Annotated in this window: 11 protein-coding genes and 1 other annotated feature; of the genes, 8 read left to right on the forward strand and 3 right to left on the reverse strand. The window is 43.6% G+C overall.

The genetic code is table 11. From position 1 onward, the window contains the following. Positions 1-427 precede the first annotated feature (427 nt). Both PR799_RS03535 and PR799_RS03540 read left to right on the forward strand, forming a co-directional pair. Entirely contained in the window at positions 428-1,744 is a 1,317-nt protein-coding gene (locus tag PR799_RS03535; RefSeq protein ID WP_272521270.1) for a serine/threonine transporter, read from the forward strand. A gap of 153 nt (positions 1,745-1,897) precedes the next feature. Then, on the forward strand, positions 1,898-3,265 hold the full coding sequence (locus PR799_RS03540; RefSeq protein ID WP_154628606.1) for an L-serine ammonia-lyase: 1,368 nt from the start codon (positions 1,898-1,900) through the stop codon (positions 3,263-3,265). Between the two features lie 62 nt (positions 3,266-3,327). Here the strand turns inward: PR799_RS03540 and PR799_RS03545 are convergent, their stop codons facing one another. Continuing rightward, on the reverse strand, positions 3,328-4,884 hold the full coding sequence (locus PR799_RS03545) for a hypothetical protein (protein WP_272521271.1): 1,557 nt from the start codon (positions 4,882-4,884) through the stop codon (positions 3,328-3,330). A 272-nt stretch (positions 4,885-5,156) separates the two neighbouring features. Then, positions 5,157-6,362, reverse strand: coding sequence for a serine hydrolase (locus PR799_RS03550; RefSeq protein ID WP_154599918.1), 1,206 nt, complete (start codon positions 6,360-6,362; stop codon positions 5,157-5,159). 277 nt (positions 6,363-6,639) lie between these two features. Here PR799_RS03550 and PR799_RS03555 point away from each other — a divergent pair, with 277 nt between their 5' ends. Beyond that, entirely contained in the window at positions 6,640-7,263 is a 624-nt protein-coding gene (locus tag PR799_RS03555) for a glutathione S-transferase family protein (protein WP_154628608.1), read from the forward strand. 40 nt (positions 7,264-7,303) lie between these two features. On the opposite strand, the gene PR799_RS03560 is transcribed toward PR799_RS03555, so the two are convergent. Beyond that, positions 7,304-8,128 (reverse strand): SDR family oxidoreductase, encoded by an 825-nt coding sequence (locus tag PR799_RS03560; protein ID WP_272521272.1) that lies wholly within the window; start codon positions 8,126-8,128, stop codon positions 7,304-7,306. 252 nt (positions 8,129-8,380) lie between these two features. Further along, positions 8,381-8,508 (forward strand) — a sequence feature (His leader region). Between the two features lie 40 nt (positions 8,509-8,548). Between PR799_RS03560 and hisG the strand changes: the two genes are divergently transcribed. The 5 genes from hisG to hisH are packed head-to-tail and all read left to right on the forward strand — an operon-like array spanning position 8,549 to position 13,519. After that, a complete protein-coding gene (hisG, locus tag PR799_RS03565; protein WP_036952018.1) occupies positions 8,549-9,448 on the forward strand; it encodes an ATP phosphoribosyltransferase in 900 nt (299 codons plus the stop codon). A gap of 6 nt (positions 9,449-9,454) precedes the next feature. Then, a complete protein-coding gene (gene hisD, locus PR799_RS03570) occupies positions 9,455-10,771 on the forward strand; it encodes a histidinol dehydrogenase (protein ID WP_154628610.1) in 1,317 nt (438 codons plus the stop codon). 3 nt (positions 10,772-10,774) lie between these two features. Further along, positions 10,775-11,845 (forward strand): histidinol-phosphate transaminase, encoded by a 1,071-nt coding sequence (gene hisC, locus PR799_RS03575; RefSeq protein ID WP_272521273.1) that lies wholly within the window; start codon positions 10,775-10,777, stop codon positions 11,843-11,845. 13 nt (positions 11,846-11,858) lie between these two features. Continuing rightward, the gene (gene hisB / locus PR799_RS03580) at positions 11,859-12,926 is read left to right on the forward strand and encodes a bifunctional histidinol-phosphatase/imidazoleglycerol-phosphate dehydratase HisB (RefSeq protein WP_154628612.1); all 1,068 of its coding nucleotides are present in this window, start codon (positions 11,859-11,861) and stop codon (positions 12,924-12,926) included. Next, positions 12,926-13,519, forward strand: coding sequence for an imidazole glycerol phosphate synthase subunit HisH (gene hisH, locus PR799_RS03585; protein WP_154628613.1), 594 nt, complete (start codon positions 12,926-12,928; stop codon positions 13,517-13,519). Before hisB ends, hisH begins: the two co-directional genes overlap by 1 nt. The last annotated feature ends 5 nt before the right edge of the window (positions 13,520-13,524 follow it).

A 13,524-nucleotide genomic window follows, 5' to 3' on the forward strand; every position in this document is an offset into this window, starting at 1 on the left:
TAAATTTGTCGAATAATCATTTTATGAACATTGCCGAAAATCTATGAAAACTAGCACTAAGTTAAATTTCATTAACAATTTTACAAAATTCACTGTGCCCTGATAAACATGGGGGATATTTCTCTTTTGAGATAATGATCACGGCATTTTGTTCTGCTAAAATGTAGATTCTCACACTCAAAATCCACTTTTAAAAATTACTTATAAAATTACAAAACTGATTGAAAATGAATTTCATATTCATCTTAGTTTTATTTCCAATCAGATTGTTACGTATAAAACCATTATTAATGGCTAGACAGTGTATTAACCGATTGTTTATTTACTAATCACTGATTAAACCGTCGATTAATCGTACAAAAAGATTAAGAGCCTAGTGAAATAGGCACCCAATTTTTATTTTTGACTTTTATTTTTGGAGACTATTATGGATACAACAAAAGTTGGTTCCATCAACAAAACAGCCTCGCAAACAGGGAATGCTACCGCTTGGCGCAAAACAGACACCGTGTGGATGCTCGGCCTTTATGGTACCGCCATCGGCGCGGGTGTTTTATTCTTACCTATCAATGCAGGTATGAGTGGATTACTGCCAGTATTACTGATGTTAGTACTTGCTTTCCCAATGACATTTTTCGCTCACCGTGGTTTAACACGCTTTGTACTTTCCGGTTCAAAGAAAGACGGTGACATCACTGAAGTTGTAGAAGAACACTTTGGTCGTACAGCAGGTAACTGGATCACCCTGCTCTATTTCTTTGCTATTTATCCTATTCTGTTAGTTTATGGTGTTTCTATCACTAACAACGTCAACAAATTCCTGACTGAACTTTTAGGCGTTGGCGCTCCACCACGTTGGTTGCTGGCACTGATTTTAGTCGGTGGCGTTATGGCAATCGTGGCATTCGGTGAAAAATACATTGTTAAAGTCATGAGTATGCTGGTGTTCCCATTCATCGCCGTACTGGTCGCTTTCTCTCTGTACATGGTTCCACATTGGAGCACCGATGTTCTGAGCACATTATCTTTAGATAGCGTAACTGAAGCAGCTAAAGCATCCGGTGGACAAAGCATCTGGATCACTATCTGGCTAACAATCCCAGTTATGGTGTTCGCGTTTAACCACTCACCAATCATCTCTGCATTCTCTGTGGCAAAACGTGAAGAGTATGATGAAGCGGCTGAGAAAAAATGTTCACGCATTCTGGCTTCTGCGCACATCCTGATGGTTCTGACTGTAATGTTCTTCGTCATCAGCTGTGTATTCACGCTGTCTTCAGCGGACCTTGCTGCTGCTAAAGCGCAAAACATCAGTATCCTTGACTACCTGTCTGGTTACTTTGATCAGCCGTTCATCAAGTATGCTGCCGCTATCATCGCCTTTATCGCTATCATCAAATCATTCTTAGGCCACTACTTAGGTGCTCGTGAAGGTTTCAATGGTTTAGTTGAGCGTGCGTATCGTGCAAAAGGTAAAACTGTTGATATCAAAAAATTAAACCGTGGTACTGCGCTGTTCATGCTGGTAACAACGTGGTTAGTCGCAACACTGAACCCAGGTGTACTGGATATTATTGAAAGTCTGGGTGGTCCAGTTATCGCAATCCTGCTGTTCTTAATGCCAATGTATGCAATCAGTAAAGTCCCAGCAATGCGTAAATACTCAGGTAAACTCAGCAATATCTTCGTGGTTATCATGGGTCTGGTCGCTATCTCCGCAGCAACTTACAAGTTATTCTTCTAATTAAAAAATTAGCAAATAATTAAGTAAATCTAAGCCCTCAATTAACCTATATCAATCTGGTTAATTGAGGGATCTTCTATAATCATCTTACTGACAACAAATACCCTGTGATTGGCAGTTTGATGGGGATCCTTCAATATAGGAAGACAGAATATGATTAGCGTATTCGACATTTTTAAAATCGGTATCGGACCATCCAGCTCACACACTGTCGGCCCTATGAAAGCCGGTAAGCAGTTTGTCGATGACCTCATCCAGCAAAATCTTCTCACTAAAACCACACGTATTTCCGTCGATGTTTATGGTTCTTTATCGTTGACAGGTAAAGGTCACGCCACTGATATGGCGATTATTATGGGTTTAGCGGGTAATCTGCCCGATACGATTGATATTGATGCTATCCCAGCATTTATGCGTAATGTTGAGCAAACAGGCAAACTGTTGCTGGCAAATGGCCAACATGAAGTTGATTTCCCAACTGAAGGTGGGATGAATTTCCATTCAACCAACCTACCATTACATGAAAACGGAATGACTATCACTGCATTTGCGGGTGATCATATTCTGTATACCAAGAATTATTACTCCATTGGCGGTGGCTTTATCGTTGATGAAGAACATTTCGGTCAAGAGACTGAGAATGCTGTTCAAGTCCCATACCCATATAAATATGCGGCTGATTTACAGAAACACTGTAAAGAAACGGGACTATCTTTATCTGCATTAGTGATGCAAAACGAGTTAGCCCTGCACAGCAAAGAAGAAATTTCTGAATATCTTGCGGCGGTGTGGGATGTCATGAAAGCGGGTATTGAACGCGGTGTGAGTACCGAAGGTTTATTACCAGGTCCACTGCGTGTTCCTCGCCGTGCGGCTGCATTACGCCGTCAATTAGTGACCTCTGACAATAACAACATTGACCCAATGGCGGTGATTGACTGGATCAACATGTACGCCCTTGCCGTCAATGAAGAGAACGCCGCCGGTGGTCGTGTTGTCACTGCACCCACTAACGGTGCTTGTGGAATTATTCCTGCAGTATTGGCTTACTACGATAAGTTTATTCGCCCAGTCAACGAAAACTCTTATACCCGCTATTTCTTAGTCTCAGGCGTGATTGGTACGCTGTACAAAATGAATGCATCCATCTCTGGTGCAGAAGTCGGTTGCCAAGGTGAAGTCGGTGTAGCCTGTTCCATGGCTGCTGCTGGTTTGGCAGAATTAATGGGGGGTAGCCCAGAGCAAGTGTGCGTCGCGGCTGAAATCGCCATGGAACATAACTTAGGCTTAACCTGTGACCCTGTTGGTGGGCAAGTCCAAGTACCTTGTATCGAGCGTAACGCCATTGCGTCCGTTAAGGCAGTCAATGCCGCTCGTATGGCATTGCGCCGCGTGAGTGCACCAAGCGTGTGTCTCGATAAAGTAATCGAAACCATGTATGAAACAGGTAAAGATATCAACGCAAAATACCGTGAAACTTCCCAAGGTGGTTTAGCCATTAAACTAGGTCACTGCGAATAGTTTAATCTCTATTTTATGAAAGGCCTGCAAATGCAGGCCTTTTGTTATTTTTGAAGTCCTGATTACCAAACTTGATAAGGTGTTTGCGTTTGAACAAACGCGCCCACTGTGCCAATTGAGCCTTTCGCTGAATTGCCAGCATCGTTAACGATACTCTCTACAGTCTGCGCCAAGCTATTCATACCTTCCGCCAATTTATTGGCCGCTTGTTCATCATCAATCACCATACCATTCACAACGATAGAATTACTGATGCTATCACCACCACGAATAGTGCCCGAATTATCCCCTGAGTTTTGAGCGAATCCAGCAGACACACTGCCTAATGGCGTTTCTGTTTCACTCGAGTGCGTTGCGGTTGTTAGGGTCACTGTCGTCGTTTGAGATGGCTCGTTTAAAATCTCTTCGCCTTGATTTGCTAAATCACCAATTTTAGAGAACGTTGACTTGAGCTGTTTAAATGTTGCCATGTCTGTTTTAACGGACAGCTTATAGAGACTATATTCTTCAAGCAGTTTGGCATAAGAATGAAGCTCTCTCTGTAACATAGAATCTAACTCTTTTTTCTCCATTTCTAGAGTGGCAATTTTTTCTTCCAATTGAGTGACTTTAGAGCTGCTCTCAGATTCTTTTTCAACTTTATTACTTAAAATACCCTTTAAATTTTTGACATCATTTTCTAGACGCTGAATTTTGGTATTTAAACCCGATGTATTTTTTCCTTCATCTGCAAGCTTGTCGTTCAAGGCAGCAATTTCTTTTTGCTTACCGTCAATTTTGCCTTGAATTTCAATGATTTTTTCTTCCTGCTTTTTATTACGCTTTTGCTGGGCTATTAAGCGCTCTTCGAGCTTTTCTTTATCACCATTCGCCTGCACTAATTTAACTTCAAGCTCTTGAACCTCTTGCTTGCCAGCATCTACCAGAGCTTTGAGCTTTTCAATTTCACTACGTTGAGCTTTCATATCTGAGCGAAGTTGGCTGACATCCCCTTTTGCCTTCAACAATTCATTATGTAATGACTGTTTCTCTTTTTCATTTTGCGCAAGAAGTTGCTGAGCTGCATCCAGCTTATCTTGCGTCTCTTTCGATTGGTGTGCTTGCTCTGCTAACGCCTGTTGCTGCTTCTGTAACTCAGCGCTTTGAGATTCAATATCTTTTTGTAATTTCAGTAATTCATTATTTTTACGGATAATTTCCTTATTCGCATCCGCTAGCTGTTTTTGCATACCTTGATATTTTTCGATCCCACTTTGTAATTCACGAATTGCATTACCCCCTTTAATAAAGGAGTTTTCATGATTTACTGAACCCAGCTCATTTGTCGCGGAACCCCCATTGAGCTCATTATTATTTAAACCCAAGTTGGTGCTATGACCCCCTTCAATTTCGCCATTATTATCGCCATCGTTACGCGCAGCACCGCCTCCCATAATATGGTTATTGGTATGCAGGTTTAACGTATTACCACCAGTTACAGAGCCTCCACCTTTGCCAGAATCCGTCGCATCGCCAGACTTCATCACGCCACTATTTTCACCACGGTTATCTGCACGACCGCCATTAACGCTGTTTTCCCCAATCCCTTGCGTATTTTTTTGTAAGGACAGCTGTTGCATTCTTTCTTCCATGGAAATGCCCATTGATAATTCTCCATTTCAATTAATTAAATTAATAAATATATTATGAAATTGAATGAGATAATTTCAGTCATTAATATTTAAATAACATTAAAATAGTTAGCTCTCAAACAATTAAAATGATTATTAAATTGATTTAAAAATATTTCAATTGAAGTTTATCTGTAAGTTTATTTAATGTTATTTATTACAAAAAAAAGAGACCTCATAAAGAGGTCTCCATATATATTAATTTTATAATTAGGCTTTAATCATCCAAAAATGGCATTCCACCAGCCAGTAATGGTTTTCATTATGTAATCCCAAATACGCCCTACAAATCCAGCTTCCTCTACGGCTTGCTTTGCAACCAATGGGTGCTGCTCAATCACTTCACCATTAAGAATAAAATTAATCGTGCCCACTTTTTGGTTCAATGCTAAAGGCGCTTCAAGGGAGTCATTATCCAATTTGATATCCACTTTCAGATTCTGTAACTGACCTTTTGGAATGGTCACTGCCACATCTTTTTCGACCCCTAAAGGCACTTCTGAAATGTCACCAAACCAAACACGTTGTTTCTGTAAAACTGCATCCCCTTTAATCGGAGTCACTGTTTCGAAGAAACGGAAGCCCCAAGTGAGTAACTTTTCGCTTTCAGAAAAACGAACGCGGTCACTCGGCGCTCCTAAAACGACTGAAATCAGACGCATAGGACCATCAGTTGCTGATGCCACTAGGTTATGACCAGCCCCACTGGTATGCCCTGTTTTCACGCCATCGACATGGAGGTTTTGGCTCCACAACAAACGATTTCGGTTAGGTTGACGGATATTATTGAAGGTAAACTCTTTCTCTTTGTGCAATACATATTCATCAGGCACATCGCGGATCAGCGCTTGCGCTAACACCGCCATATCCCGAGCGGTACTGTATTGCCCTTCAGAATCTAAACCATGTACGGTTTTAAAATGAGTGTTGGTTAAGCCAATTTTTTGGACGTAGCCATTCATCAGGTCAACAAAAGATTCTTGGCTGCCTGCAACGTGTTCAGCCAAGGCGATACTGGCATCATTCCCAGATTGAATTACCACGCCTTTATTTAAATCCAATACCGAAACACGGTCTTTCGGCTTCAAGAACATCAAGGAAGAACCCTTTAAAATTGGATTGCCTGTCGCCCAAGCGGCTTCACTGACTGTCACCATATCTTGCGGCGTAATTTTTCCCGCTTTGACCGCTTGCCCGACCACATAGCTAGTCATGATCTTGGTTAGACTTGCAGGATCCAAACGCTCATCAGGGTTACCTGAAGCCAAAATTTTACCGCTGTTATAATCCATTAATACAAACGCTTTTGCGTCAACTTGTGGAGCAACTGGTGTCTGAGCGGCATAACTACTGGTGCTCATCACAACGAATAGACTAAACCCGATACCTGTTCCTCGAATTGCTGAGGACAATGTTGTTTTATTCATTGGTTACTCCTTTACTATTAGTATTGCTATTCAAAGCGTTCATCACAATCAAACCATTTTTAATAAAATATTCACTAGAAACCAAAAATGCAGTCAAATTCATCGAGATACTGCAAAATATTACGTTTATCAAAATCCCCCCATACCCTAAACAAAATAAGTGATGATGACCACCGCAATTAATAAATAATAAAGTTTCTCAATTCATTAATTTCATCTATCTTGTTTAGGTCAAAAATACCGTCTTTAAGTTAAAACATAGTCATGGGAGATTCCAATGTTAACTGTCTGGGGACGTACTAACTCTTCAAACGTGAAAAAAGTACTGTGGTGCTTGAAAGAGCTGAATATTCCTTATAATCAAAAAGATGTTGGTGGCCCATTCGGTGGTGTTGATACACCTGAATATAAGAAAATGAATCCAAACAGCACAATTCCAACTTTACAGGATGAAGGCTTTACCCTGTGGGAATCCAATGCAATTTTACGTTACCTTACGGAAAAGTATGATCACTCTCACCTATTGTTAGCCCGTGATCTACAGGAAAAAGCGGCGGCAGATAAATGGATGGATTGGAGTAGCGCTAATTTATTTGACCATATCAAGCAGATGATGAACAAAATCGTTCGCGTTCCTGAAGCGGATAGAGATCCAGCTCAAGCCAAAATCATTTATCAAAATATCGAAAAACTGCTGAAAATTGCGGATGATGCTCTGGCGACTCAGGCCTATTTTAGCGGAGATAAATTTGGTATTGCGGATATCGCCATCGCGCCACTGTTCTACCCATGGCATGAAATTGTGACAGAGCGCCCTGAATTTCCTCATTTAGAGCGCTGGTATCAAACACTGACCAAACGCCCTGCATTCCAAGAAATTGTGATGTTACCTATCAAATAAGCATTTACGTGGCGTTCATATTGAGCGCCACAATTTTTATTTAACTCATCGGCATATAAAGTGGGTGGGTAAACTCATACTCAAACCCCATTTCTTGGCAAATACGATCCCCGTCGATAGTTTTACCTGCCATTTCATGCTCTTCAAGCGCAAATTCTGGCGGCGTTAAGCCTAATGACTTTGCCGCTTCAGTGTAAAATTGCCGACGCGTCGGATGCTCAGGCGCACATAAATTATAGGTATGCCCGCCATTGGATTGCTGGATCAACAACAAAATTGCGGCGATCACATCATCTTGGTGCACCATATTAACTGGCTGATTAGCCCCTTTGACTTGCTGTTTCCCTGCTAAGAAGCGTCCTGCATGGCGCTTTTCACCCACAAGTCCAGCTAATCGCAACACATCCACTCGAATGTTCGGTAAATCATGCAACCACTGCTCAACCGCGATTAGCGCTTGTGCTGAGGCGGTTTCGCCAAGTAATGGCGCATCTTCATCAATAACACCATCCACATCACCATAGACAGAAGTAGATGATGTAAAGATAACCCGAGGAATTTGATAACTCATTGCGCTATCAACTAACTGCTCAATAGCGACAATATACTCTGAGAGACTGACTTTCGATGGTGGTAATAAAATTACCATCACATCCGACCCCTCCATTAATTCGCGCAAATCATCTGTATCGCATTGTAATTCTGGCGTCAGTTGCAATTGATAACAGTCAATACCAACCCTTTTGGCTGCGTCAACACCGTCCAAACTCGTTTTCGTTCCCGCGACCGTCATTCCCTGCGCCATCAAACGACTCGCTAAAGGAACGCCTAACCAACCTAAACCAATAATGGCAATTTTTTTCATATTACTGTCCCGCATACTGAGAAAGTGATGACTTCATTGCCTCATAGATTAGCTGAAAATCATTCAACTTCCGAAGCTATTTTCCAAGGGATTAATCACTATAAAAAACCGGGAACTAATTATTATGAGTTATTTTGAAAAAAAGGGTTGCATTCATAGTATGAAATCGGATAGCTTGATTAGTATTGAATGTTTAAGCAATTATCCAAATAACTAAACGGAAGCTATTATGACTCGTATTTCACGCAACCATCATCATCACCATCATCCTGATTAGTCTTTCGGGCGATGTGTGCTGGAAGACGATCAACGACTCTTCCGGTGGCTGAAATGCGAATTGAGAAAACCCTCGGAAGATTATCTTCCGAGGGTTTTTTTATTATTAATCAAAAAGATATTTTAGGGATGTGGAGCAAAATTATGTTGGACAAATCACGTTTACGTATCGCAATACAAAAATCAGGACGTCTAAGCGAAGAATCACGAGAGCTACTAGCTCGCTGCGGCATAAAAATCAATTTACAACAGCAACGACTGATTGCTTATGCAGAAAATATGCCTATTGATTTACTTCGTGTACGTGATGACGATATCCCAGGGCTGGTAATGGACGGTGTTGTTGACCTCGGTATTATTGGTGAAAACGTACTGGAAGAAGAAGTATTAAGCCGCCAAGCTCGCGGTGAAAACCCACAATTTACAACATTACGTCGCCTTGATTTTGGTGGCTGCCGCCTCTCTCTAGCTGCGCCATTAGACTTCAATTATACCGGGGCAGAATGCTTGAATGGTTCCCGTGTCGCCACCTCTTACCCGTACCTACTAAAACGCTATTTTGATGAAAAAGGCGTGACATTTAAATCTTGCTTACTGAACGGTTCTGTAGAAGTCGCGCCACGCGCTGGTTTAGCCGATGCCATTTGTGATCTCGTTTCTACAGGCGCAACCCTTGAAGCAAACGGCTTAAAAGAAGTGGAAGTCATCTACCGCTCAAAAGCCTGTTTAATTCAGCGTGATGGCGAAATGTCAGCCGATAAGCAACAGTTAATTGACCGCATGATGACACGTATTCAAGGCGTTATCCAAGCGCGCGAATCAAAATACATTATGCTGCATGCTCCGGGTGAAAAACTCGAAGAAATCATCGCACTGTTACCGGGTGCTGAGCGCCCAACCATTCTGCCATTAGCTGGCGACCAAAGCCGCGTTGCCATGCACATGGTCAGTTCAGAAACCCTATTCTGGGAAACCATGGAAAAACTGAAATCCTTGGGCGCAAGTTCAATTCTTGTTTTACCAATTGAAAAAATGATGGAGTAATTCGCCATGGAACTGGGATTCAATCAACCAATTCGCTGGTCAGACTGCCTTGAAGAGCAGCAAGAAGCTTTACTGATGCGCCCTGCTATTGCCGCCTCTGGCAACATTAGCGCCGCAGTCAGTCAAATTATTGACCAAGTGCGTACAGAGGGAGATGCGGCCCTCATCGCCCTGAGCCAACGTTTTGATAAAACAGACATTACCTCTGTTCGTGTTTCACAAGAAGCCGTTGATGAAGCCCAAGCTCGCCTTGGCGATGACATTAAAGCGGCAATGAACACGGCGATTGGCAATATTCGCCGCTTCCATGAAGCCCAAAAACCTGCGCCGATCACCGTTGAAACTCAAGCAGGCGTGGTGTGCCAACAAGTGACCCGCCCGATTGATTCCGTCGGGCTGTATATTCCGGGTGGCTCCGCACCATTGCTTTCTACTGTCATGATGCTGGGAACGCCTGCGAATATCGCCGGATGCCGCAACATTATTCTCTGCTCGCCTCCACCAATTGCAGACGAAATTTTATATGCAGCCAAACTGTGCGGCATTACTGACATTTTCCAAGTCGGTGGCGCCCAAGCCATTGCAGCGATGGCATTTGGTACCCAAAGCATTCCGAGTGTTGATAAAATTTTTGGACCTGGCAATGCCTATGTCACGGAAGCCAAACGCCAAGTTAGCCAAAGCTACCAAGGCGCAGCCATTGATATGCCGGCGGGTCCATCTGAAGTGTTGGTGATTGCCGATAGCCAAGCTAACCCTGCATTTACGGCATCGGATTTGCTCTCCCAAGCAGAACACGGGCCGGATTCTCAGGTAATTTTACTCACCGACGACGCGGATTTTGCGGTACGCGTTATTGAAGAGACCGAAAAGCAACTTGCTGTATTATCTCGGGCATCTATTGCGCGTGAAGCCCTCAATGCAAGCCGTGTGATCATCGCGGACTCTATCAACCAATGTGTTGAAATCAGTAACCGCTACGGGCCTGAACACTTAATTCTGCAAACTCGAAATGCCGATGATTTGGTGGAATCTATCACCAGTGCAGGATCGGTGTTTGTTGGGGATTGGTCACCAGAATCCGCGGGGGATTACGCTTCCGGCACTAACCATGTATTACCGACATATGGTTACACATCAACCTACTCAAGCCTTGGCTTAGCCGACTTTATGAAAAGAATGACGGTACAAAAACTGTCGGCTCAAGGGTTATTAGGATTAGCCAACACCATAGAAACCTTGGCGCAAGCAGAACAGCTAACTGCCCACAAAAACGCCGTTACCTTACGAGTCACCGAACTAAAAAAACAAAATCAGGAGTGAACCATGAGCCAGACGTTTAACGCAGCCAGCCTCGCACGCGAAAATGTAAAAGTGATGACCCCGTATATGTCTGCTCGTCGTCTTGGGGGGAATGGGGATGTATGGCTCAATGCCAACGAATACCCAACAGCACCGGATTATCAGTTTATTGAGCGTAATCTTAATCGTTACCCAGAGGCGCAACCTGCTGGCGTAATTAACAACTATGCGGCCTATGCAGGGTTATCACCTGAACAAGTCTTAGTGTGCCGTGGCGCTGATGAATCTATCGAATTATTAATTCGTGCATTTTGCGAGCCCGGTAAAGACGCAGTGATGTTCTGCCCGCCAACCTATGGCATGTACAGCGTCAGCGCAGAAACCTTTGGTGTAGAACAGAAAAAAATTCTGTCGTTACCCGATTGGTCACTGAATGTCACCGCTATCCGCGAAAACTTATCGAATACCAAACTGATTTACATCTGTAGCCCAAATAACCCAACGGGCAACATCATCGATAACCAAGCACTGCTGGAAGTATTAGAAATGGCTGCAGGCCGCGCGCTGGTAGTGGTCGATGAAGCTTATATTGAATTTTGCCCAGAATTCAGCGTCGCGAGCTGGCTTGCCAAATACCCAAACCTAGTGATTTTAAGAACCTTATCAAAGGCATTTGCGCTAGCAGGGTTACGCTGTGGATTTACCTTGGCATCCCCTGAAGTGATTGAAGTTTTACTAAAAGTCATCGCCCCTTATCCACTCTCTACCCCTGTGGCGCTGATAGCGGAAAAAGCCCTGAATGCTTATGGCATCGCCACCATGAAAAAACGCGTGTTAGAAATTCGCGAAAATCGTATTGCGCTTTCAGAAGCTTTGCGTGACTTATCGATTGTCGAAACCGTCTACCCAAGTGAAACCAACTATATTTTGGTGCGTTTTACCGACGGCGCTAAAGTGTTTAAAGCGCTGTGGGATCAAGGCATTATTTTACGCGATCAAAGCAAGCAGCCGGGGCTGATCAACTGCCTGCGTATCACCATTGGTACCGAAATTGAAAACGTCCGTGTTATTGAAGCGATTAAAGCACTTTGCTAATTAGGAAATAGTCATGAGCCAGAAAATTCTTTTTATCGACCGTGATGGAACATTAATTACCGAACCACCGACAGATTATCAAGTGGATAGCCTCAGTAAGCTCGCCTTTGAAAAGGATGTCATTCCAAGCCTATTAGCACTGCAAAAAGCCAATTATCGCTTAGTGATGATCACCAACCAAGATGGTTTAGGCACCAAGAGCTTCCCGACAGAAGATTTCGATCCGCCTCACAATTTAATGATGCAGGTATTTGAATCTCAAGGCATCCGTTTTGATGACGTGTTGATTTGTCCACACATGCCTGCAGACAATTGCGACTGTCGTAAGCCAAAAATCAAGCTGGTGGAAAGCTACCTCAACGACGGTGTTCTCGATATCGAAAACAGCTATGTCATCGGCGACCGCGAGACAGATATCCAGCTCGCTCAAAATATGGGCATCAAAGGGCTACGCTACAGCACCAAAGAGCTGGATTGGAATACCATCACCAACCAACTCACTAAACGTAACCGCTATGCCTTAGTCGAACGCGTCACCAAAGAGACCAACATCCAAGTAGAAGTGTGGCTTGACCAAGAAGGCGGCAGCAAAATCAACACAGGCGTTGGCTTCTTTGACCACATGCTAGACCAAATCGCGACTCACGGCGGCTTCCGCTTACGCATTGAAGTTAATGGCGACCTGTTCATTGATGATCACCATACTGTGGAAGATACAGGTCTAGCACTCGGCGAAGCGCTGCGCGTCGCACTCGGTGATAAACGCGGCATTGCCCGTTTCGGTTTCGTATTACCGATGGACGAATGCCAAGCACGCTGTGCGCTGGATATTTCGGGGCGTCCACACCTTGAATATAAAGCAGAATTTAAATATCAGCGCGTAGGTGACCTAAGCACTGAAATGATCGAGCACTTCTTCAGTTCGTTATCCTACGCGATGGGCTGCACGCTACACCTGAAAACGAAAGGGAAAAACGATCACCACAAAGCGGAAAGCCTGTTTAAAGTTTTTGGTCGTACCTTACGCCAAGCTATCCGTGTTGAAGGGGATACCTTGCCAAGTTCTAAAGGAGTTCTGTAATGAAGGTTGTGATCCTCGATACTGGCTGCGCAAACTTAGCGTCCGTCGCCTATGCCGTTAAACGCCTAGGTTATGAGCCGACTGTGAGCCGCGACACCAACACCATTTTACAAGCAGACAAAGTTTTTCTGCCCGGAGTTGGCACTGCCAGCGCCGCTATGGAAAAACTGGCTGAGCGTGAACTTATCCCTTTAATTAAAGCGCTAACTCAACCCGTTTTAGGTATCTGCTTGGGGATGCAATTACTCGGCAGTATCAGTGAAGAAGGCCAAACAGAAATTCCACTGTTAGGGTTAATCGACAGCCCCGTACGCAAAATGGATGCAAACGGCTTACCTGTCCCTCACAGCGGCTGGAATCAAGTGAAAGCACTCGCGGGCAATCCCCTGTTTAAGGGGGTAAGCGACGATGCCTATTTTTATTTCGTCCACAGCTATTCAATGCCTATTTCCGCCAACACCATCGCGCAAACACAATATGGCAACCTGTTTAGTAGTGCCGTGAATAAAGATAATTACTATGGTGTGCAGTTCCACCCAGAACGTTCGGGTGCTGCGGGTGCTCGCTTGATCCAAAATTTCTTGGAGATGTAAAAACC

Source organism: Providencia sp. PROV202 (assembly GCF_028479565.1).
Taxonomy (GTDB): domain Bacteria; phylum Pseudomonadota; class Gammaproteobacteria; order Enterobacterales; family Enterobacteriaceae; genus Providencia; species Providencia zhijiangensis.

What these genes read in the sequence shown, in the direction of transcription:
- PR799_RS03535 (WP_272521270.1), top strand. Translation starts at nt 428, where the DNA reads ATGGATACAACAAAAGTTGGTTCCATCAACAAAACAGCCTCGCAAACA.
- hisB (WP_154628612.1), top strand. Translation starts at nt 11,859, where the DNA reads ATGAGCCAGAAAATTCTTTTTATCGACCGTGATGGAACATTAATTACC.
- hisG (WP_036952018.1), top strand. Translation starts at nt 8,549, where the DNA reads ATGTTGGACAAATCACGTTTACGTATCGCAATACAAAAATCAGGACGT.
- PR799_RS03550 (WP_154599918.1), bottom strand. Translation starts at nt 6,362, where the DNA reads ATGAATAAAACAACATTGTCCTCAGCAATTCGAGGAACAGGTATCGGG.
- hisC (WP_272521273.1), top strand. Translation starts at nt 10,775, where the DNA reads ATGAGCCAGACGTTTAACGCAGCCAGCCTCGCACGCGAAAATGTAAAA.
- hisD (WP_154628610.1), top strand. Translation starts at nt 9,455, where the DNA reads ATGGAACTGGGATTCAATCAACCAATTCGCTGGTCAGACTGCCTTGAA.
- PR799_RS03540 (WP_154628606.1), top strand. Translation starts at nt 1,898, where the DNA reads ATGATTAGCGTATTCGACATTTTTAAAATCGGTATCGGACCATCCAGC.
- PR799_RS03555 (WP_154628608.1), top strand. Translation starts at nt 6,640, where the DNA reads ATGTTAACTGTCTGGGGACGTACTAACTCTTCAAACGTGAAAAAAGTA.
- PR799_RS03560 (WP_272521272.1), bottom strand. Translation starts at nt 8,128, where the DNA reads ATGAAAAAAATTGCCATTATTGGTTTAGGTTGGTTAGGCGTTCCTTTA.
- PR799_RS03545 (WP_272521271.1), bottom strand. Translation starts at nt 4,884, where the DNA reads ATGCAACAGCTGTCCTTACAAAAAAATACGCAAGGGATTGGGGAAAAC.
- hisH (WP_154628613.1), top strand. Translation starts at nt 12,926, where the DNA reads ATGAAGGTTGTGATCCTCGATACTGGCTGCGCAAACTTAGCGTCCGTC.